Annotated in this window: 15 protein-coding genes; 8 read left to right on the top strand and 7 right to left on the bottom strand. The window is 65.8% G+C overall.

Annotated features, from left to right (window positions below):
- Positions 1 to 19: 19 nt before the first annotated feature.
- The 7 genes from hutH to GR158_RS12625 all read left to right on the top strand — a co-directional run bounded on the left by hutH (position 20) and on the right by GR158_RS12625 (position 7,858).
- Positions 20 to 1,555 carry a histidine ammonia-lyase gene (hutH, locus tag GR158_RS12655; RefSeq protein ID WP_160871364.1) on the top strand — a complete coding sequence of 512 codons (1,536 nt, stop codon included), beginning with the start codon at positions 20 to 22 and terminating at the stop codon, positions 1,553 to 1,555.
- A gap of 1 nt (position 1,556) precedes the next feature.
- Positions 1,557 to 2,357 carry an N-formylglutamate deformylase gene (gene hutG / locus GR158_RS12650; RefSeq protein ID WP_160871363.1) on the top strand — a complete coding sequence of 267 codons (801 nt, stop codon included), beginning with the start codon at positions 1,557 to 1,559 and terminating at the stop codon, positions 2,355 to 2,357.
- 16 nt (positions 2,358 to 2,373) lie between these two features.
- Positions 2,374 to 4,050, top strand: a complete 1,677-nt coding sequence (gene hutU, locus GR158_RS12645) for a urocanate hydratase (protein ID WP_160871362.1) — start codon at positions 2,374 to 2,376, stop codon at positions 4,048 to 4,050.
- 2 nt (positions 4,051 to 4,052) lie between these two features.
- Positions 4,053 to 4,640 (top strand): HutD family protein, encoded by a 588-nt coding sequence (locus tag GR158_RS12640; protein ID WP_160871361.1) that lies wholly within the window; start codon positions 4,053 to 4,055, stop codon positions 4,638 to 4,640.
- 96 nt (positions 4,641 to 4,736) lie between these two features.
- Complete coding sequence (locus GR158_RS12635; protein WP_160871360.1) at positions 4,737 to 5,513, top strand: ABC transporter substrate-binding protein; 777 nt, start codon at positions 4,737 to 4,739, stop codon at positions 5,511 to 5,513.
- A gap of 183 nt (positions 5,514 to 5,696) precedes the next feature.
- Positions 5,697 to 6,653, top strand: a complete 957-nt coding sequence (locus tag GR158_RS12630) for a LysR family transcriptional regulator (protein WP_134652317.1) — start codon at positions 5,697 to 5,699, stop codon at positions 6,651 to 6,653.
- Positions 6,654 to 6,733: 80 nt separating this feature from the next.
- Complete coding sequence (locus GR158_RS12625) at positions 6,734 to 7,858, top strand: FAD-binding oxidoreductase (RefSeq protein WP_160871359.1); 1,125 nt, start codon at positions 6,734 to 6,736, stop codon at positions 7,856 to 7,858.
- A gap of 36 nt (positions 7,859 to 7,894) precedes the next feature.
- Here GR158_RS12625 and secD read toward each other — a convergent pair whose 3' ends face one another.
- From secD to GR158_RS12605, 4 genes are all read right to left on the bottom strand, one after another.
- Positions 7,895 to 10,432 (bottom strand): protein translocase subunit SecD, encoded by a 2,538-nt coding sequence (secD, locus tag GR158_RS12620; RefSeq protein ID WP_160871358.1) that lies wholly within the window; start codon positions 10,430 to 10,432, stop codon positions 7,895 to 7,897.
- A 105-nt stretch (positions 10,433 to 10,537) separates the two neighbouring features.
- Positions 10,538 to 10,960: a hypothetical protein gene (locus tag GR158_RS12615; RefSeq protein ID WP_160871357.1), complete on the bottom strand. Its 423-nt coding sequence runs from the start codon at positions 10,958 to 10,960 to the stop codon at positions 10,538 to 10,540.
- Between the two features lie 139 nt (positions 10,961 to 11,099).
- Positions 11,100 to 14,564 (bottom strand): AAA family ATPase, encoded by a 3,465-nt coding sequence (locus tag GR158_RS12610; RefSeq protein ID WP_160871356.1) that lies wholly within the window; start codon positions 14,562 to 14,564, stop codon positions 11,100 to 11,102.
- A 1-nt stretch (position 14,565) separates the two neighbouring features.
- The gene (locus GR158_RS12605; protein WP_160871355.1) at positions 14,566 to 15,834 is read right to left on the bottom strand and encodes a DNA repair exonuclease; all 1,269 of its coding nucleotides are present in this window, start codon (positions 15,832 to 15,834) and stop codon (positions 14,566 to 14,568) included.
- A gap of 227 nt (positions 15,835 to 16,061) precedes the next feature.
- On the opposite strand from GR158_RS12605, the gene GR158_RS12600 reads away from it, so the two are divergent.
- Positions 16,062 to 16,556 (top strand): MarR family winged helix-turn-helix transcriptional regulator, encoded by a 495-nt coding sequence (locus tag GR158_RS12600; protein WP_134650955.1) that lies wholly within the window; start codon positions 16,062 to 16,064, stop codon positions 16,554 to 16,556.
- A 111-nt stretch (positions 16,557 to 16,667) separates the two neighbouring features.
- Here GR158_RS12600 and GR158_RS12595 read toward each other — a convergent pair whose 3' ends face one another.
- The 3 genes from GR158_RS12595 to lon all read right to left on the bottom strand — a co-directional run bounded on the left by GR158_RS12595 (position 16,668) and on the right by lon (position 21,929).
- A complete protein-coding gene (locus GR158_RS12595; protein WP_160871354.1) occupies positions 16,668 to 18,860 on the bottom strand; it encodes an esterase-like activity of phytase family protein in 2,193 nt (730 codons plus the stop codon).
- A gap of 164 nt (positions 18,861 to 19,024) precedes the next feature.
- A complete protein-coding gene (gene hupB / locus GR158_RS12590; RefSeq protein ID WP_023516583.1) occupies positions 19,025 to 19,300 on the bottom strand; it encodes a DNA-binding protein HupB in 276 nt (91 codons plus the stop codon).
- A 205-nt stretch (positions 19,301 to 19,505) separates the two neighbouring features.
- Positions 19,506 to 21,929 (bottom strand): endopeptidase La, encoded by a 2,424-nt coding sequence (gene lon / locus GR158_RS12585; protein WP_160871353.1) that lies wholly within the window; start codon positions 21,927 to 21,929, stop codon positions 19,506 to 19,508.
- Between the last annotated feature and the right edge of the window lie 74 nt (positions 21,930 to 22,003).

Raw genomic sequence — 22,003 nt, 5'->3', positions numbered from 1 at the left:
CTGCATCGGGGAATGCACCATGACGATCACGCTCCACCCGGGTTCCGTGCCCTTGAAAACCCTTGAGGCCTTGTACTGGACGGGCGAGGCGACGCGTCTCGACGCCTCCTTCGACGCCGGCATCGCAAGGGCCGCCGCGCGCATCGCGGAGATCGCCGCCGGCGATCAGCCCGTCTACGGCATCAATACGGGCTTCGGCAAACTTGCATCGATCAAGATCGCACCAGCCGATGTCGCCACACTCCAGCGCAACCTCATTCTCTCGCACTGCTGCGGCGTCGGCAAACCGCTTGCCGAAAACATCGTGCGCCTCATCATGGCGCTGAAGCTGATCTCGCTCGGCCGGGGCGCCTCGGGTGTGCGCATCGAGATCGTTCGCCTCATCGAGGCCATGCAGGAAAAGGGCGTCATCCCCGTCATTCCCGAACAGGGCTCCGTCGGCGCGTCAGGCGATCTCGCGCCCCTCGCCCACATGACGGCCGTGATGATCGGCGAAGGCGAGGCCTATTATGACGGCGAGCGCCTGCCCGGCGGCGCGGCGCTTGCAAGGGCCGGCCTGAAACCGGTCGTGCTGGCCGCCAAGGAAGGCCTTGCGCTGATCAACGGCACCCAGGTTTCCACCGCGCTGGCGCTTGCCGGCCTGTTCCGCGCCCACCGCGCCGCCCAGGCCGCCCTCGTGACCGGCGCCCTCTCCACGGATGCCGCCATGGGCTCGTCCGCGCCGTTCCATCCCGATATCCACACGCTGCGCGGCCATAAAGGCCAGATCGATGCCGCCGCCGCGTTGCGTGCGCTGCTGGCCGGCTCCGTCATCCGCGAGAGCCACATCACGGGCGACGAGCGCGTACAGGATCCATACTGCATCCGCTGCCAGCCGCAGGTCGACGGCGCCTGCCTCGATCTTCTGCGTGTCGCAGCCCGCACGCTTGAAATCGAAGCCAATGCGGTCACCGACAATCCGCTGGTGCTCTCCGACAACAGCGTCGTCTCGGGCGGCAATTTCCACGCCGAGCCCGTCGCCTTCGCCGCCGACCAGATCGCGATTGCCGTCTGCGAAGTCGGGGCGATTGCCCAGCGCCGCATCGCTCTCCTGGTCGATCCTGCCCTTTCCTTCGGCCTGCCGGCCTTCCTCGCCAAGAAGCCGGGCCTCAATTCGGGGCTGATGATCGCGGAAGTGACCTCTGCCGCGCTGATGAGCGAGAACAAGCAGATGGCGCATCCGGCCTCGGTCGATTCGACGCCGACCTCCGCCAACCAGGAAGACCACGTTTCCATGGCCTGCCACGGCGCGCGCCGCCTGCTGCGCATGACGGAAAACCTCGCCGCCATCATCGGCATCGAGGCACTGACGGCCGCACAGGGCATCGAGTTCCGCGCGCCCCTCGTCACCAGCCCGGAACTGCAGAAGGTCGTCGCCGCACTGCGCACCGTCGTTCCGACGCTGGAGGAAGACCGCTACATGGCCCCCGACCTCGCGAGCGCGGGCACCTTCGTCTCGTCGGGCGCGCTGGCCGCCTCCGTATCCAAGGGCATCCTGCCGGTGCTGGAGGTCTGACATGGCGGTGTTCGAGACCCACCAAGGCAACGCGCCCGTCATCCTCGCCTTCCCGCATACCGGCACCGACGTGCCCGCCGAAATATGGGAACGCCTCAATGACAATGGCCGCCTCCTCGCCGATACCGACTGGCACATTCACAAACTCTATGACGGCCTGCTGCCCGCCGTGACGACGGTGCGCGCCACCTTCCACCGCTACGTCATCGACGCCAATCGCGACCCTGCCGGCATCAGCCTCTATCCCGGCCAGAACACGACGGGCCTCATTCCGCAGACGGATTTCGACGGCAAGGCGATCTGGAAGGACGGGCAGGCGCCGACAGAGGCCGATATCGCCCTCCGGCTTGCCGGCTTCCACGCGTCCTATCATGCGGCGCTTGCCGCCGAGATCGCGCGCGTCAAGGCGATCCATGGCGTGGCTGTCGTCTACGACTGCCACTCGATCCGCTCGCGCATTCCCTTCCTGTTCGAAGGCCGGCTGCCGGATTTCAACGTCGGCACCGATATGGGACGGACCTGCGCCAAAGCCATCGAAACGGCGACCTACGAGGTCTGCGCGAAGGCCGATGGTTATACCGACATCCTCAACGGCCGCTTCAAGGGCGGCTGGACGGTGCGCCACTACGGCAGGCCGGACACCGGCGTGCACGCCATCCAGATGGAACTGGCGCAGATAAGCCACCTCGCCAGCGAGGCCCCGCCCTTCGCCTATGACGAGGACAAGGCCGCGCGGCTGCGCGTCCACCTGAAAGACATCCTCCACCGCATCGCGGCGCTTGCCGCCACCCTTCCACGCTGACCCGGGAGCCGCAGCCATGACCGACAATCCCCGCCACAACATCCGCACGGTCCGCGCCGCCACCGGCACCGAGCGCACCGCCAAGAGCTGGCTCACCGAAGCGCCGCTGCGCATGCTGATGAACAACCTCGATCCCGATGTCGCGGAAAACCCGCACGAGCTGGTCGTCTATGGCGGCATCGGCCGTGCTGCCCGCACCTGGGCGGATTTCGACAGGATCGTCGCCTCGCTGCGCGATCTCGAGGACAACGAGACGCTGCTCGTGCAGTCGGGCAAGCCGGTCGGCATCTTCCGCACCCACAAGGATGCGCCGCGCGTGCTGATCGCCAACTCGAACCTCGTACCGCACTGGGCCACCTGGGACCATTTCAACGAACTGGACAGGAAGGGCCTTGCCATGTACGGCCAGATGACGGCCGGCTCGTGGATCTATATCGGCAGCCAAGGCATCGTGCAGGGCACCTACGAGACCTTCGTGGAGGCCGGCCGCCAGCATTATGGCGGCAATCTCAAGGGCAGATGGGTTCTGACCGGCGGCCTCGGCGGCATGGGCGGCGCCCAGCCGCTCGCCGCCGTCATGGCCGGCGCGTCCTGCCTTGCCGTCGAGTGCAATCCCGATTCGATCGAGTTCCGCCTGCGCACCCGCTATATCGACGAGAAGGCCGAGACGCTCGACGAGGCGCTCGCCATGATCGACCGCTGGACGAAGGCCGGCGAGGCCAAGTCCGTCGGCCTGCTCGGCAACGCCGCCGAAATCCTGCCGGAAATGGTCCGCCGCGGCATCCGCCCCGACATGGTCACCGACCAGACCTCCGCCCACGACCCAATCAACGGTTACCTGCCGAAGGGCTGGACGATGGCCGAGTGGAAGGCCAAGCGCGAAAGCGACCCGAAGGCCGTCGAAAAGGCCGCGCGGGCTTCCATGCGCGAGCACGTCCAAGCCATGATCGCCTTCCAGGACAGGGGCATCCCGACCTTCGACTACGGCAACAACATCCGGCAGGTCGCCAAGGACGAGGGCCTGGAAAACGCCTTCGCCTTCCCGGGCTTCGTGCCGGCCTATATCCGCCCGCTGTTCTGCCGCGGCATCGGGCCGTTCCGCTGGGCCGCGCTGTCCGGCGATCCCGAAGACATCTACAAGACCGACGCCAAGGTGAAGGAACTGCTGCCCGACAACGAGCACCTGCACAACTGGCTGGACATGGCCAGGGAACGCATCGCCTTCCAGGGCCTGCCTGCGCGCATCTGCTGGGTCGGCCTCGGCGACCGCCACCGCCTCGGCCTCGCCTTCAACGAGATGGTCCGGAACGGCGAGCTCAAGGCGCCTGTCGTGATCGGCCGCGACCACCTCGATTCGGGCTCCGTCGCCTCGCCGAACCGCGAGACGGAATCGATGAAGGACGGTTCGGACGCCGTGTCCGACTGGCCGCTGCTCAACGCGCTGCTCAACACCGCCTCGGGCGCGACATGGGTGTCGCTCCACCACGGCGGCGGCGTGGGCATGGGCTTCTCCCAGCATTCGGGCGTCGTGATCTGCTGCGACGGCACGGATGAGGCCGCCGAGCGCATCGGTCGCGTGCTGTGGAACGACCCGGCGACGGGCGTCATGCGCCATGCCGATGCGGGCTACGACATCGCGCTCGACTGCGCGAAGGAAAAGGGCCTGCGCCTGCCGGGCATTCTGGGCAACTGAGGATGCGGCTTCTTCGCAACGCAGACCATCGCCGCATGCCGTGGAAGAACGGCGGCGGCGAGACGGTCGAGGTGATCGTGCATCCGCACGGCGCCGGCCTCTCCGATTTCGGCTGGCGCGTCAGCATGGCGACGGTGGCGAGCGATGGGCCGTTCTCCCTCTTTCCCGGCATCGATCGCACGCTGGCGGTGCTTTCGGGCGACGGCATGGCGCTGTCCATCGAGGGGGTCGGCGACTGGCTGCTGACGCCGGCCTCGCAACCGCTGTCCTTCCCCGCCGATGCATCGACGACGGCCCGCCTGACGGGAGGCCCGATCACCGACCTCAACGTGATGACCCGGCGCGGCCATTTCAGTCACACCCTCTCGCGCCATGCCGTGAACGGCAGCTTGAGGCTTCCCGCCGCATCGGGAACACGCCTGCTCATGGCGCTCGATACGCTCGGCGTCGCCACACCGGACGGCCTTATCGGCCTCCAGCCGCTGGATGCCCTTCTGCTCGACGACAACATGCAGATCGAGATGATCCCGGTCAGCGACGAGGCCGCATTCTACGACATCCGCATCCTTCCCGCCGTGTCATCCGCATAAGCTGAAATGATAGCTGACATCATGGCTATCTATTTCGTTTATGCCCGAGCGCGCGCTACCGTTACGCCAGGTCACAAACACAACAGGGGAACGACCATGAAAAGAACGCTGCTTGCGCTGGCTGTCGCCGGTGCCGCCTTGATCAACGGCCAGGCTTCTGCCGAAACGCTGAAGATCGGGACCGAGGGCGCCTATCCGCCCTTCAACTTCCAGGATTCCACCGGAAAGCTCGGCGGTTTCGATGTCGAGATCGGCCTTGCGCTCTGCGAGAAGATGAAGGTCGAATGCGAGGTGGTGGCGCAGGACTGGGACGGCATCATCCCGGGCCTCATTGCCAAGAAATACGACATGATCATCGCGTCGATGTTCATCACCGAAGAGCGCAAGAAGCAGGTCGCCTTCAGCGATCCCTACTATCTTGCCGCCATGACCCATGCCGCGCCCAAGGGTGCGGGCATCACCGACTTCACCAATGAGGGCATGAAGGGCAAGACGATCGGCGCGCAGTCCGGCACGACCCAGGCCGATTATGTCGCGGCTGTCTATCCCGATGCCGATATCAAGCTCTACCCGACACAGGACGAGGTGAACCTCGACATGGCGAACGGCCGTCTCGATCTCCAGGTCGGCGACATGATCCCGCTGCTCGACTGGGTCACCAAGAACGAGGACGGCAAGGCCTGCTGCGAGCTCATCGGCAAGCCGATCACCGATCCGAAATTCGTCGGCGAAGGCGTCGGCATCGCCGTGCGCCAGGACGACAACGATCTTCGAGAGAAGCTCAACGCCGCACTCAAGGCGATCCGCGAGGACGGCACCTACCAGAAGATCAACGACAAGTACTTCTCCATCGATATCTATACGATGAAGTGAGCATGAGGGGCTTTGCGGCCCCTCATCCGGCCCGCCGACCACCTTCTCCCCGCAAGCGGGGAGAAGAAAATATGTGGCACGGCTGTCCGACCTTCTACACGCGATGCTGCAGCGGGATGAGGGCAGCCCGCCCCCACGGGCAAGCCCCCTTGCCTTCCCCCGCCCCGCCGTCATAGCTAGCGCATGCCGATCAATCGCCTCGAACGCTTCGCCCACAATCTCGACTGGAACCTGCTGCGCACCTTCGTCGTGGTGGTGGAGGAAGGCTCGATCACGCGGGCGGCAAACCGGCTTCTTCTGCAGCAGCCCGCCGTCAGCATGGCCTTGAAGCGGCTGGAGCAGTCCGTCGGCCACCGGCTCATCGACCGGAGCCCCGGCCGTTTCGAGCTGACGGAGGCCGGCGAGCGGCTGCACGATCTCTGCCACGACATCTTCACCGCCATCGTGCGCCTGCCCGAGGCGATGGAGACCTCCGGCGAGGACATAGCCGGCCACATCACCATTCATTCCGTCAGCCACGCCATGAACCCGGCCTGGGACCGCGCCATCGCCGATTTCTTCCGGCTGCACCCGCGCGTCACGGTGGGCGTGACCGTGGAGACGACGACGGATGTCATCCGCTCGGTGGAACGCGGCGTCGCGACGCTGGGCCTGTCGGACGGGATCATTCCGCCCGAGCTGGAAAAGACGCCCTTCTGCACCGAACGCTACGCGCTCTTCTGCGGCCGCGGCCACCGGCTGTTCGGCGTGCCGGATGTCCGGCTGGAGGACCTGCGCGGCGAACCCTATGTGAGCTTCCTTGCCGACGTGCTCGGCGGGCCGCATATGGGACCGGTAACGGCGGTGCGCGCCATCGGCTCCTTCGGCCAGCAGGTGCGGGCGCTGGCCTTCAATGTCGAGGAAGTGCTGCGCCTCGTGGTCGCCAATGCCGGCATCGGCATGCTGCCCTTGCACCTCACGGGGCCGGCCGTCGCTGCCGGCGATCTCTGGCAACTGCCGCCCTATGATGCGCTACCGGTCGCGGAGACGTTCCGCATCACCAATCCCGGTTCGACGCTCAACCCGGCCGAACGCGCCTTCCTCGCCCATATGGCGGATGTGCCGGCGTGGCATTGGGGCGAGCCGCATCAATCCGGCTGATATCCACCTTCACATCTATAAATTTGAAGAATGCCGACGGCTTGCTTACGGCTTCCCGTATTCGAACGCTGGAGGACGGCATGCAGACTTTCGACATCGCGATCATCGGCGGCGGCATTGCCGGCCTTTCGCTTGCCCATTTCGTCAGCCCGCACCGCTCCGTCGTCGTGCTGGAGCAGGAGGAAGCGCTCGGTTACCACAGCACCGGACGCTCGGCTGCGGAATTCACGCTGCGCGACAACCCGCCCCTGGTCAACGCGCTGGCGCGGGCCAGCCATGCCTTCATGACGGCGCCGCCGGAGGGTTTCGCTCCGGTTCCGCTCCTTATCGCCCGCGGCGGCATCCTGATTGGCACGCACGGCAAGGAGGCCCTGGTCAAGGCGCGTTTCGAAGAGGCCAGAGCGCTCGGTGTTGCCGTCGAATGGCTCGACGAGGCCGCCCTGCTTGCCCGTGCGCCCATCCTCGACCCGGCCTATGTCGCCGCCGCCTACTTCGACGCCGATTACTGGGACATCGAGGTGGATGCGCTGCTGCAAGCCTATGCGCGACACGCGCGCCATAACGGTGCCCGGATCCTTGAGAAGCGACAGCTGACATCAGCCAGGCGAACGGGGGCAAGCTGGCTGATCGAGACGAATGAGGAAACGATCCGCGCCCGCGTTCTGGTCAATGCGGCGGGCGGCTGGGCCGATACGGTCGCCGGTCTCGCCGGCGTGGCGCCGATGGGCATCGTGCCCCACCGGCGCACCGCCATCACGGTCGACCTGCCGGCAGGGACCGATGCGAATGCGCTGCCGGAGATCAACGAGATCGAGGACACGTTCTACCTCAAGCCGGAGGGCGGCCGCCTGCTCGCCTCGCCCGCCGACGCCACGCCCTGCGCGCCCGCCGATGTGCAGCCGGAAGAGCTCGATATCGCCTATGCCGCCCACTATGTCGAAGAAGCGACGGCGCTCGACGTGCGGCGTGTCTTCAAGAGCTGGGCCGGCATGCGCAGCTTCGCGCCGGACCATCTGCCGGTCGTCGGTTACGCCAGGGATGAGCCCGGTTTCTTCTGGCTTGCCGGTCAGGGCGGCTATGGCATCCTCACGTCGCCTGCACTCGGCAGCCTCGCCGCCGCGCTGCTGACGGATCAGCCCGTACCGGAACCGCTCGTCCGCGAGGGCATCGGGGCCGAAACGTTCAGCCCTCGCCGCTTCCCCTGAAACGAAACGGGCGCCTCAAGGGCGCCCGTTCTGATTTTAGGCTTCCGCAGCGGGCGTGCCGGGCGTGCCGGCCGTCCTCGTTGCGCTGCGATCCTTCCAGTAGCGGTTGAGGAACAGCAGGATCGGGCCGCCGATATAGATCGACGAGGTCGTCGCGACGATGACGCCGAACAGCATCGGCCAGGCGAAGGGCTTGACCGTGTCGCCACCCCAGATCGCCATCGGCAGCAGCGAGGCCGCAACGGCAACCGAGGTGAAGATGCATCGCATGACCACCTGGTTGATCGACAGATCGATCAGGTCCGAGAAGGGCATCGTCTTGTATTTTCGCATGTTCTCTCGCATGCGGTCGTACACGACCACCTTGTCGTTGACCGAGTAGCCGATCAGCGTCAGCACGGCGGCGATGGCCGTCAGGTTGAAGTCGATCTGCAGCAGCGCGAAGAAGCCGATCATCTTGGTGATATCGAGGATCAGCGTCGCGATGGCGCCCACGGCGAAGTGCCACTCGAAGCGCCACCAGATGTAGATCAGGATGGCGACCATGCCGAGACCCACGGCCAGGAAGCCGGAGCGGGCAAGCTCGGTGCTGACCGTCGGCCCCACCACTTCCGTCCGCTCGAAGCTGGCATCCGGAATGACTTCGGCCACACCGTCGCGGATCTTCTGCAAGGCTGCGGTCTGCACTTCCTCGCCGCCCGGCTGACGCTGGACGCGCACGAGAACCGACGTGCCCTGGCCGAATTCCTGCAACGCCACTTCGCCGAGGTTGAGGCCTTCCATCTTCGAGCGCAGCGGCCCCAGATCGATCGGCGTCTTGGACGTCGCCTCCACCTGAATACCGCCGACGAAGTCGATGCCGTAGTTCAGGCCCGGCGTGAAGAACAGGACGATCGAGCTTGTCGAGATGAAGGCCGACACGGCGATCGCGATATAGCGGCCGCGCATGAAGGAGAAGGTCGGCATGCTCCAGGTCTTGCCGAAGATCGAATGGATCTCGATCTTCTTCATCTTGCGCCAGATGACCGCCTCGCGCATCAGGAAGCGCACGAAGGTGATCGAGGTGAACATCGAGATCGCAAGGCCGATGATCATGGTGATGGCAAAGCCGCGCACCGGGCCGGAGCCGAACATGAAGAGCAGGACCATGCCGACCATGGTCGTCATGTTGCCGTCGACGATGGTCGCATAGGCCTTGTTGAAGCCGACATCGAGCGCCTTCATGGCACCGGCCCCGCCCGCCGTTTCCTCTCGGATACGCGCGTTGATGAGGATGTTGGCGTCAACGGCCATGCCGATGCCGAGAATGATACCGGCGATGCCGGGCAACGTGAGCGTCGAACCGAGAAGGCCGAGCAGGCCGATCGTCAGGATCGTGTGCAGCACGAGACCGAGATTGGCGATGAGGCCCCAGGAGCCGTAGAGCACCTGCATGAGCACGACGACGGCGGCAAGGCCGGCGAGACCGGTATAGAGGCCCATGCGGATCGAGTCCGAACCGAGGTTCGGGCCGACGGTGCGCTCTTCGATGATGGTGAGCGGCGCGGGCAGCGCGCCCGAACGCAGCAGTGCGGAAAGCACGGTCGCTTCCTGCGGGTTGAAGTTGCCCGAGATCTGGCCCTGGCCGCCGATGATCGGCTCGCGGATGACGGGCGCGGTCAGCACCTTGCCGTCGAGGACGATGGCGAAAGGCTTGCCGACATTGGCCTGCGTGATTTCAGCGAACTGGCGTGCACCGGTGGAATCGAAGCTGAACGAAACGATCGGCTCGCTCGTGCGCTGGTCGAAGCCGGCCTTGGCGTCGGCCAGACGGTCGCCGGAAATGGCGACACGCTCTTCGACGGCGTATTTGTTGTTGTCGTTGGCGCCGGGCAGGATCATCACGCCGCGGGGTGCAACGCCGTTCGGATCCACGGTCTGGTCGACCATGTGGAAGCTCATCTGCGCGGTCGAGCCGAGCAGCTGGCGAAGACGCGTCGGATCCTGGAGGCCGGGCAGCTGCACGAGAATGCGGTCGCCGCCGACACGCTGGATGAGCGGTTCGGCAACGCCGACCTGGTCGACGCGGCGGCGGATGATCTCGAGGCTCTGCTCGACGGCAGCCGACATGCGCTCGTTGATGCCCGCTTCCGTCAGCGTGACGTTGATCACCTGGCCGCTGGTGGCGACATCGATATCGGAGGAACCGGTGCCGAAGCCGAGTGTCGATGTCGGGGTGGCGAGCTTGCGCACTTCCGGCAGGACCTTGTCGAGCGCGGCCTGGTCGGGCAGCGTCACCGTCAGCGTCGTGCCGTTCAGACGCGCGGCGGAGGCGCGTTCGCCGGCCGTGCGCAGGATGGCGCGCGTATCGTTGAGCAGCGCATCCATGCGCGCCTTGCGCAGCGCTGCCGAATCCACCTCCAGAACGAGGTGCGAGCCGCCCTTCAGGTCGAGCCCGAGGGTGACGGGGTTGGCGGGCAGGTAGCGCCCGTATTTCGCCTGCTGTTCAGGCGTCAGCACGTTCGGCACGGCCGCAAACACCCCGAAGAGGATGAGAAGGGTCGAGACGATCAGTGCCCATTTGGACGTTTTCATGGGTTTGTTCCAGTTCGACTGCCGGAAAGGCGCGACTGCAAGCCGGCGCCGTCCGTGGGAGCGGTATTGTATCGAATGGCGCGGCGCGACAGGCGCCACGGGGCCTCAGGCAGCACGGGCCGGAGGCGCACGGCTGCGGAAGGCGGCGTGGCCGGCGCGTGCCGGCGCCACATCGTCGGCAGCCTGAAAAACCACATCGAGTGCGGTTTCGAAGGGATAGAGCCACGCGCCGCCCGACGAGAGCAAAGCCTTGCCACCGGCATCGCCCTCGGGCAGGCCGGCCTTGGCCTTGGCGGCCCGCCGCTCGGCATGGCCGCTCGCGGGGAACCACAGGTCATCGGCGGAGGTGGAGAGCGGCGACGGCGCGACGCCGCCCTCGGCGGCGGTCCGTTGCGGGTGCGCAGCCGCACGCGTGTCGTCAGGCAGGGAAAACTGCGAGAGGAACAGGGTGAAGAACAGCACGAGGAAGCCGACGGGTGCAAAACCCCGCTCCCAAGCCGTCCAGTCTTTCCCGTTCCTGATGGTCATGCCTGTCCGTGTTTCTCCACGCAGTGCGGACGCGAAGCAGGCTTCGCAGCGGCGCCGATGGTGCGCCAAGAACCATTTACGGCCCGCCAAGTCAAGTTCGCGGCCTTAACCCTTCGTTGACGATTGGACGTTTCAGCCCTCACAATTCATGGATCGTGACATCCGAGCAGGCTTCGCGCGCGAGATCGCGCAGATGCTGGTGGTGGGTGAGATAGATCACCTGCCCGCCCATCGCCATGTCACCCATCACCCTGAGCGTGTTCAGCGCCCGGCGGTCGTCGAAGGTTTCCATGATGTCGTCGGCGATGAAGGGCACGATCTCGCGGCTGGCGGCGATCTCGTGATAGCCGGCGACGCGCAGCGCCAGATAGAGCTGGAAGCGCGTGCCCTTGGAAAGATCTTTCGCGAGTTTCGAGCCGCCGGCGGCGGCATTCACCACCAGGAACTCGCCGTCCTTTTCCAGCACCGTGGACAGCCCGGCATATTCACCGCCGGTGATATCGCGGAACGTGTCGGAGGCCCGCTGCATCATCGCGCTCCTGTGACGTTCGCGGTACAGCCGCAGCGCCTGCTCCGCCGCCATGATGCCGGCGCGGGTCGCCAGGTAGCGGCGGGATTTCTCCGCAAGCTCGATCAGCGCGGTGCGCCGCCGTTCCTCCAGCGCCGCCGCCGCGTCGCTGCCGGCGACCTTTGCCAGCGCTTCCTCGGCCCGCACGCGCGCCAGATGATGCTCCTGCACCTCGCTGTCGAGCGCATCGAGCTGTACGGCGAGATCGGCCTTTTCCGCCTGAAGCTGGTCGCCGTCCACCGCCGCCAGCAGCGCCTCCGCCTCATCGACCGTGTCGGTGTGCATCTGCTCCACCAGACTGCGGGCGGCGTCGGCGACATGGGAGAGCACATCGTCGCGCTGGCGATAGGCTTCCAAAAGGCCGGCCGCCTCCGCAAGAGTGTCGCAGCCGAGGAAGGTGAATATCTCTGAGAGGCGGGCGGCGAGCACGGCGCGCCGCTCCTCCAGCGCCCCCGCCTCCTCCGCCAACCGCGCCAGCGTCTGGTCGATGGCCTCGCGCCGCTCACGCGTGCTGCGGGCGTCGGCGAGGCGGCGGGCAAGCGCGGCGACGACGGAGAGGCAATCGTTCGCGTCGAAGGGTTCGCCGAGACGTTCGGCGAGGCCGCGGGCGCGGTCGGCGTAATCCTGCTGATCGCGGCGCATGGCGGCGATGCGGTAATCGAGCTCGCCCTTGCGCTCGATGTTCTGGGCGAGCGCCTGCAAGGCGGGCAGCAGGGCGGCCAGCCGTTCCGGGTCGTCACCGGCCGCATCGCCTGCAAGCCATGTGCCCGCCACGTCCGCATTCCAGTCCTGCTGCCATGCCAGAAGGTCGGCCGCCGCTTCCTCCGCCGCCAGCCGCCGCGCCTCGACGTCGGCCTGCGCCCGCTCTAGGGCATCGGCGGCGGCCAGGCGCGCGGCGTGCGACGCGCGAAGCGCCTCCAACCGGTCCTCGGCCAGAACGAGAAGCTCATCGAAAGGGATCTCGGTCGCGTCGACGCCGAGCATCGGGGCCAGCCGCTCGGAAAGGGCCTGTGCCTCCGCGCCGACGAGGTTTGCCTCAACCCTGCAACGGGCAAGGTCGTCGGCCGCCTCCAGCGCCGCCGTTCGGCGTTCCAGCCATGCCAGCACCTCGGCCGGCGACAGGCTTTCGGCGAGCCCCAGCCCGCCCGCAAGCGCGGCGATGTCGGCCTCGACATCCCGCTGTCCCTGTTCCAGCCGCCCCGCCTCCTCCATGAGAACAGCAAGGCGCGCGGATGCTTCCGCCCCGGCGCGCTCGTGCAGGCGGATCTCGGACAGGCGGTCGGCGTTGCGCAGGCGCAGCTCCGCCGCGCGGTCGTCATCGCGCATCGCCGTCTCGAAGGCATCGGCCGTCGAGGCGTCGAGGCGTGCACGATGGGCGTGCCAGGCCGCATCACGGGCGGCGCGCAGGCGCTCGGTCTGCTCGTCGCTCACCGCACCGGTCACGGCCAGCAGCGCGTCGAGCTTTGCCCTGGCCGAGGCAACGTCCAGGCTGGCACCGGCGATCTGCTCCTGCTGGCGGCGCAAGGCTTCGGCCGCGACCTCGCTGCGCTTGCGCAGGGCATCGACATCGCCGGCCGCGGGAACGGCAAGCCGCCGCAAGGCCTCCGGCGCGCCGTCCCAGGGCAGAAGATGCGCCATGGCGTTTTCCGCCTCCTGCCCGGCGACGGCAGCGAGGCGACGGGCCGCGCGCAGCCGCCCGGACAGGTCGTTGGCGCGCGCAGCGCGCAGCGCGGTCGCAAGCGTGGTCTGCAACGCCGCATCGGTGCCGGCTTCGCCTTCGAAGGCCCCGGCATCCCCGCCCAAGGCCTCCAGCGCCTTCTGCGCATCCGCATGTTCGCGCTTCGCCGTCCCGGCACGCTCGGAAAGCGTTGCCCGGCGCGACAGACGTTTCATGAGCCGGTCGGCGAGACCGACGGGCAGCACGAGATCGGCCGGATCGGTATCCGGCGCGAGCGTGAGCGCGGCGAGCGCATCCGCCATCGTCGCCTCCAGCCGGTCGCGATCGGCCTCGCGCGCTGCAAGGTCCATGCCGGCGGTGCGGAAACGGGCTTCGAGCGCGGAACCCGACAGCGCGAGAATATCGGCCTCGGCATGCAGGATCGCGTCATCCTCCGGCAGGGCATCGCGCTCGTCGCCGTTCCTGTGGCGCTCGCGGTCCAGATACTCCGTGCGCGCCGCAATCTCCGCTTCCTCCCGCGCCAGCTCGCCCAGCAGGCTGCGCCAGCCCGGCGGCGGCGATTCCCCGAGTTCGAAGGCGGCCAGTTCGGCCCGCAGCGCGCGAAGGCGGCGCAGCGCCGGCAGCGCGCCAAGACTGCGCTCCACCTCGACCAACGCGCCACGCAGCCTGGTACGGGCCGCCGTCGCCGCGTCCAGCCTGATGGCAGCGGCGTCGCGCTCGCGCAAAAGCAGGCCGTAATCACGGGCGGCGACGTCGAGTACCTTGCGCTCGGCCGCCAGCGCCTCGATCTCGGCCTTGAGATTGGAAAGCCCGTGCTTGCGGCCGGACGGACGATAGAACTCGTCGGCCTCGGCCTTCAGCCCCGTCAGCGCAGAGGCCATGTCGGACAGGCCGGAACTGGCGGAAAACAGCATCGCGCCAAGCTCGCCCTCGCTTTTCAGAATGTCCTCGCCGCCCTTCTCGATGCTTTCGTCGTCGAGCGAGAACATCGTGCGGTAGGCGTGGCGGTCCATGCCGCCGAGCACGGAGGCGAAGAGCCCATCCGGCAACGGCCGGTCGTCGGCAGTGACGAGCGACGCCTGGTTGCGCTTCAGCCGGTAGGCTTCCTGCTGAGAAGCGCCGATCGACAGCAGGCCGCCGACGCGCATCAGCGAATAGGGATGCAGGAAGCCGTAGGCGCTGGATTTCTCGATGCCGAAGAGCAGGTCGAGATAGGCGGAAAACAGCGTCGACTTGCCGGCCTCGTTGGGGCCGTGCACGAGATGGAAATCCGGCTTGCCCGGCCGTGTCGCGCCGAAATCGAGACTGCGGTCGGTGAACTTGCCGTAGCGAATGAGATCGAGGCGGTCGAGGCGCATCCTATGTCCTCCCGCCTTCGCCGCCGAGGCGGGCCAGCACGGCGTCGGCACCCGTCAGCGCCAGTTCGGACAGCAGCGCCTCCTCGGCCGCCTCATCCGCGGCAAGCAGGCCGCGCGCCTCCTTCGGCAGCTGGCGCAGGAGATCGCTCAGCGCCTCGCGCAGGTCCTCGCGATAGGCATGGCTTTCCACCACATTCTCATGCATCAGCCGCGAAAGCTCGCCCACCGGCCCCGCATCGCCGCCGGCCGCGGCAGCCGGCACGGTCACGGAAAGCTCGACGGTCTCGATCCAGCATTCGCCGAGCGAGGCGGCGAGGTTCTGCGCTTCGGCAAGCAGCAGGTCCTCGTCGCGGCGCAGGCGCCAGGCGAGCGGCGTCGCCCCCGTCAGGAGCAGGCGCGCGACGAGATGCGCGCCACCGGCCGCCGCGCGCGCCGCGCCCAGTGCGGCCTCCACCCGGTCGAGCATGCCGCTCCAGTCGTCGATTGCGGAGAGATCGACTGTGACACGCTCGAACACGGCGACGGCAACGGCGCGCTCCTCGCAGGTGATCGTGCCGTCGTCATCGATATCGACGAGCGTGACGCCCTTCGGCCCGGCTTCGTTGATGTCGCGGCCCTGCGGATTGCCGGGCATGACGATCCAGGGCTTTTGCGCATGCACCCGCCGCTGGTGGATATGGCCGAGCGCCCAATAATCGAAACCATGCCCCGCAAGATCGGCAATGCCGACCGGCGCATAGGGATCGTGGCGGTTGGCACCGACCAGGCTGGTATGCATCACCCCGATATTCACGGCGTCCGCCACCGGCGCGCGGTAGGTCGGCAAGAGCGACGCCGGCGCGTGCGGATTGGCGAAGCTCACACCATGCACATGCACCTCGCGGCCGTTCGAGAGCGTGCCCGCCAGCACCGGCCGGCCGCGGCCGTCGAAGACATGCACATTCGGCGGAAAGGTCAGTTCGCGGGTGATCTGCGATTGCGCATCGTGATTGCCGCGAATGACGAAGACGCGGATGCCGGCGGCATCCAGCCTGCGCATCTGCTCCATCAGGAAGAGCGCGGTCGCCATGGAGGTCTGCGAGCCGTCATAGAGGTCGCCGGCGATCACCACCGCGTCCACCGCCTCCCCCAGCGCGAGATCGACGATGCGTTCGAGCGCCTTGCGCGTCGCCCCGCGCACGAGGTCGCCGAGCTCGGCGTTGCGCAGCGCAAGCGATGTCAGCGGTGAATCGAGATGCAGATCGGCAGTGTGGATGAAGCGGAAAGACATGGCCGGACAATCGCCTCCGCGTTCCGCGGGGTCAATGCCCGCGGTGGCACCGGCGGCGTTATGCAGGGGAAATCATCACGTTACCGCCAGGCCGGGAAAATCCTCGAAAAGCGGCATTTTACCTGACCGTCCGCATTTACAGCCATCGTTCAATATATATGATCAAATTATCCGAAAAACTTCGTGATCATTTGACATGGTCCCTCATAATACCTATATTTCCCCTCATGAGTAGCACGATAGAAATCTCCCAAGGCATGTTCAAACTCTACCATCAGGTCAGCCGCCTGGTGAACGAGTGCATGATGGACGAAGGCGTGTCGCTCGCCCGCAGCAAGTTCCTGCTTCTTCTGGAATGTCAGGGCCCCCAGCGGTCGACGGATATCGCCTGCGCGCTTGGTTTCGCACCCAGGACGGTGACGGAAGCGATCGACGGTCTCGAGCGTGACAAGCTCGTCATGCGCGAGCCCGATCCGAAGGACCGCCGTGCCAAGATCGTCTCGATCACGGATATGGGCCGCACGGTCATCTCCGCCGCCCAGCAGCCGCAGCACAAGACGATCGAAGCCATCTTCAGTGCACTGACCGAAGACCAGAAGCAGCATATGAAGGAAATCATCCGCTGTCTCAGCGAGAAGACCGAAGAGCTGCAACGGGAAAGAGACAAGCGTGCCGGCGATCTCGACGCCGCACCCCAGCGTTCCCTGCAGGACGCCGTCTAGTTTGAACATCATGAAAACCGAAAGGCCGGGATCGAAAGACCCCGGCCTTTTCTTTTCGGGTCCGGCCGCCCGCCGCCTCCCCTCCGGAGAGACGGCGCCGGGTCGCCCTGCTTACATGGTGTTGATCGGCCCGATGCCGAAGAACAGCGTCTCACCGGAGGAATCGTCCACGCCGTCATTGTCGGTGACGACGAAGCCGTTGCCGGCGGCGTCGATGGTGAAGCCCTCGACCTTGTCCACGACATAGCCGTTGGTGGCCTTGAGGTCGGGAATGAGGTCGCGGACCTCTTCCTTCTTCACGACCGGCAGGTCACCGCCGAGTTTGGCCGGCTTCAGGTCGGCAAGCGCCACGCGGAAGAGCTTCTTCAGCTTCGCGGCCTGGCCGACCTGGTTGTCGCGCTCGATCACATAGGCGTAGTCGCCGCTGGCGGTGATTTCCGACAGGCCGACCCAGCCGGCTTCGGCCTTTTCGAGCGGGTAGCGCACCGCGCCCCATTCCTTGGACGACGGCTTGTAGGAGACGAGCTTGACGAAGCCCTTCTCGTCGTCGCCCCATTCCCGCTGCACGGCCATCCACATCACCGTGTCGTCGCCTTCACCGACGCTGGTGATGCCCTCGAAGCCGAAGCGTTTTTCATGGGCGCGCAGCTCCGCGGGAATGGCGATTTCCGTCTGGATCTCGCCCTTGGCGTTCACGTTGATGATGGCATGGCTGTAGAGCTTGTCGGCGTCGCCCTCGTTGGCCAGCCAGAAGCCGCCCTCGCCGTCGGGCGTGATGCCCTCGATATCGAGTTTCTGCGCCGCCGCGCCGTTGCGCGTTATGCGCAGCGCATCGACGATCTTCGCCGGCTTCGCCGTGGCGTCGATCGTGAAGATGGTCGGCTGCGAGGCGTAGAAGGAATCGTTCACGGCATAGACGAAGCCCGGCTTTCCCGGCACGGGTGCAAGGCCCGACAGAGCGCCGAAGCCGATCAGTTCGCCGTCCTTTTCCGTCGAGACCAGTTGCGGATAGGCCGCCTCGCCTTCCCCGCGCTCGTAGATCATGACATGCGAGCGCGCGCCGCCGTCCTCGACCAGATCGGCTTCGTTGGCCGTCACGAACAGGTTGCGTGCCGGAATGGCGACGGCCCCTTCCGGTGCGATGCCGGAGGGCAGAAGCTGGAGAAGCGCGGGCTCGCCGCCGGTATCCTTGTAGACGCCGACGATGGAGGCGCGTTCGGCCAGCACGAAGAACAGGTTGTCCTCGCCGAACCTCGCCGCTTCCAGGCCTTCCGGTTCGATACCCTTCTTGTTGCGCTTGTCGGGATAGTGGCCGATCTTCACGATCTCACGCTCGAAGGCCGCGCCATTCTCGTAGAGAACCTTGCCCTGCTTGTCGAAGATGGTGAAGCCGCGCGCGCCGCCCTTCCAGTCACCCTCGTTGGCGACCACCAGGCGGTCGTCGTCCAGCCACTTCACGGCGTCGGGCTCGCGCGCGACATCCTTCATCTCGCCGGTGAATTTCAGCGCGCCGTCCTTCTTGGTGTCGATGCCCTCAAGGCTGACGATGCCGGCGGAGAAATGGCTCTTCACCGTGCCGGTCCTGGCGTCGACGACGACGATATGGTTGTTCTCCTGAAGCGTGACGGCCACTTCGTCCAGGCTGTTGAAGGATACGAACTCCGGTTCCGGATCCTCGCCGCCGACTTCGGCAAGCCCGGCCAGGTCCACGCGCTTGAGCGAGCCGCAATCGACCACGCCGTCCTTGACGGAGAGCAGCACCAGGTCGCCGGCCGGCATCTGCGGCAGCGCGCCGTCGTTCACGTCCTCGTCGCGCTCGTTTTCGATGGCGATGGCGGCGATCGTCTTGTCCTTGTTGAGCGCGATGGAGTCCGGCTGGCCGCCGATATCGCAGGTCGCCTCGACGGTCTTCGAAGCGAGATCCACCTGGGCCAGCACGCCCGAGGGATTGGTGTAGCTTTCACGCGTGTTGACGGCGACGAACACCTTGGCGCCGGCCACGGTCACCGACGTCGGCTCGCCCTCGAGCCTGACGGAGCCGCCGGCCTTCGGCGCCTTCGCATCGGTGATATCGACGAAGCCGATCGCCTTGTTCGGGCTGTCGGAATAGACCAGCGTGTTGCCGTCCTCGGTCGCGGCGATGATCTCGGCCGAGGTGGGCGTCGCCATGTCGGCGCCGTCTGGCAGATTATCGGCGACGGCAAAGGACGCGATGCGGTTGAAGACGGGCTCGGCGCTTGCGGCCGGAGCCACGGATGCGGCCAGCACGGCTGCCAGGGCGGCGGTGAGCGAACGGGTTTTCATGGGATCCTCCGGAATCCGGTTGAATGGAACCCGGCGGTTCTGCGGCCTTCCTGTTACAGAGACATGACAGCCCGCAAATAAAAAGGGGCCCGGACGAACCGGACCCCGACCCTGAATGTCAGGTATTGCGGCGGAGTGGATAACCGCTCTGCCCGACCTGAGGATCAGCCGTTGACGGCGTCCTTCAGGCCCTTGCCGGCCGAGAACTTCGGCACGTTGCGAGCCGGGATCTCGATCTCGGCGCCGGTCGAAAGGTTGCGGCCCTTCGAAGCTTCACGACGCGATACGGAGAAATTGCCGAAACCGACGAGACGAACGTCGCCGCCGTTCTTGAGTTCGCCCTGGATGGTTTCGAATACGGCGTCGACAGCCGATGCTGCATCCGTCTTCGACAGGCCCGACTTTTCAGCGACCGCGGATACGAGTTCATTCTTGTTCATGTTTCCACCCCTTTCATACGGTTTGAAACGACTCATACAAGTCGGGGGCAGAATACGCATCACCCCTCGCCTCGCAAGAAAATTTCGTCGCAATCGCCTGAGAATCCGGGCTTTACACACGCTTTTCAACGAAAAAGACCGGCCAGAGGGCCGGTCTTTTCCAGTTTCGGGTCCAAAAGCCGGGGTCTTTAGCCGGCGTAAGGCCTCAATGCGCGACCGTTCCGGCGCTATCTTCGGACGATTCGACGGCCGGAACCTTGGCCGCTTCGGCCGTTCCGTCCCACTCGATCGGCTCGGGCTTGCGCAGCAGCGCATGCTCGATGACCTCGCCCATGCGCGAGACCGGAACGATCTCCATGTTGTTCTTCACATTGTCCGGGATGTCAGCCAGATCCTTGGCGTTCTCTTCCGGGATCAGAACCTTCTTGATGCCGCCGCGAAGGGCCGCGAGCAGCTTTTCCTTGAGACCGCCGATCGGCAGCACCCGGCCGCGCAGCGTCACTTCGCCCGTCATCGCGATATCCTTCGAGACCGGAATGCCGGTCATGATGGAAACGATGGCGGTCGCCATGGCGATACCGGCCGACGGACCGTCCTTCGGCGTCGCGCCTTCCGGCACGTGCACGTGGATGTCGGTCTTGTCGAAGCGCGGCGGCTCGATGCCGAAATCGACGGCACGCGAGCGGACATAGGATGCCGCTGCCGAGATCGATTCCTTCATCACGTCCTTCAGGTTGCCCGTGACCGTCATGCGGCCCTTGCCACCCGGCAGGCTGACGCCTTCGATGGTAAGCAGTTCGCCGCCGACTTCCGTCCAGGCAAGACCCGTGACGACGCCGACCTGATCCTCACGCTCGGCTTCGCCGTGGCGGAAGCGCGGAACGCCCAGGAAGTCATGGATATTGTCAGCCGTGACCTCGACCTTCTGCGCCTTGCCCTTGATGATCTCGGTCACCGCCTTGCGGGCGAGTTTCATCAGTTCACGCTCGAAGTTACGCACACCGGCTTCGCGGGTGTACTGCTGGATGACCGCCATCAGCGCGCCGTCGGTGACCGAAAACTCCTTCGGCTGCAGCGCGTGGTCGCGGATCGCCTTCGGCAGCAGGTGCCTTTTCGCGATTTCCAGCTTTTCTTCTTCCGTGTAGCCGGCGATGCGGATCACTTCCATGCGGTCCATCAGGGGGGCCGGAATGTTCAGCGTGTTCGCCGTCGTCACGAACATGACGTTGGACAGGTCGTATTCGACTTCCAGGTAGTGATCCATGAAGGTCGAGTTCTGTTCCGGATCCAGCACCTCGAGCAGGGCCGAAGACGGGTCGCCGCGGAAATCCATGCCCATCTTGTCGATCTCGTCGAGCAGGAAGAGCGGGTTGGACTTCTTGGCCTTCTTCATCGACTGGATGACCTTGCCGGGCATCGAGCCGATATAGGTGCGGCGGTGACCGCGGATCTCGGCCTCGTCGCGCACGCCGCCGAGCGCCATGCGGATATACTCACGGCCGGTCGCCTTGGCGATCGACTTGGCGAGCGAAGTCTTGCCGACGCCCGGAGGGCCGACGAGGCACAGGATCGGGCCCTTGATCTTGGTCGAGCGGGCCTGCACGGCGAGATACTCGACGATGCGCTCCTTGACCTTGTCGAGACCGAAATGGTCCTCGTCGAGGATCTTTTCCGCCGCGTTGAGGTCGGTCTTGATCTTCGACTTCTTGCCCCACGGAATACCCGTGAGCCAGTCGAGATAGTTGCGCACGACGGTGGCTTCCGCCGACATCGGGCTCATCTGGCGCAGCTTCTTCAACTCGGCATCCGCCTTTTCGCGGGCCTCCTTGGAGAGCTTGACCTTGGCGATCTTCTCTTCCAGTTCGGCCATCTCGTCGCGGCCGTCCTCGCCGTCGCCGAGCTCCTTCTGGATCGCCTTCATCTGTTCATTGAGGTAGTACTCGCGCTGGGTCTTCTCCATCTGGCGTTTGACACGCGAGCGGATGCGCTTTTCGACCTGCAGGACGGAAATCTCGCCTTCCATGAAGCCGAGCGCCTTTTCAAGCCGCAGCTTGACGCTCGTCGTCTCAAGCATTTCCTGCTTCTCGACGATCTTGATGGACAGGTGCGAGGCGACCGTGTCGGCGAGCTTCGAATAGTCCTCGATCTGGCTTGCGGCACCGACGACCTCGGGAGAGATCTTCTTGTTGAGCTTGACGTAGTTCTCGAACTCGGAGACGACCGAGCGCGACAGCGCCTCGATCTCGACCGGGTCCTCATCCGGCTCCACCAGGACGTGGGCCGTGGCTTCGTAGAATTCCTCGCGATCAGTATAGCCGTCGATCTCGGCGCGCGCGCGGCCTTCGACCAGCACCTTCACGGTGCCGTCGGGCAGCTTCAGAAGCTGGAGAACGTTGGCCACGGTGCCGATGCGGTAGATGGCGTCGGTTTCCGGATCGTCGTCGGAAGCGTTGATCTGGGTGGCAAGCATGATCTGCTTGTCGGTGCCCATGACCTCTTCCAGCGCACGGATCGACTTCTCGCGACCGACGAACAACGGCACGATCATGTGCGGGAACACCACGATGTCGCGCAGGGGCAGGACCGGGAAGGCCGTGGATTCGTGCGGCGCAGACGTCTTTTTCGTCATGTCATTTCCTTTCAAACGTCCCGTTTCCGGGAACCGGACCGATCGGCACCTCAAGGCACCGGGCCGGCGATCTT

It is taken from the genome of Shinella sp. AETb1-6 (genome assembly GCF_009826875.1).
Lineage (GTDB): Bacteria > Pseudomonadota > Alphaproteobacteria > Rhizobiales > Rhizobiaceae > Shinella > Shinella sumterensis.
This window is presented reverse-complemented; position numbering and strand designations above follow the sequence as displayed.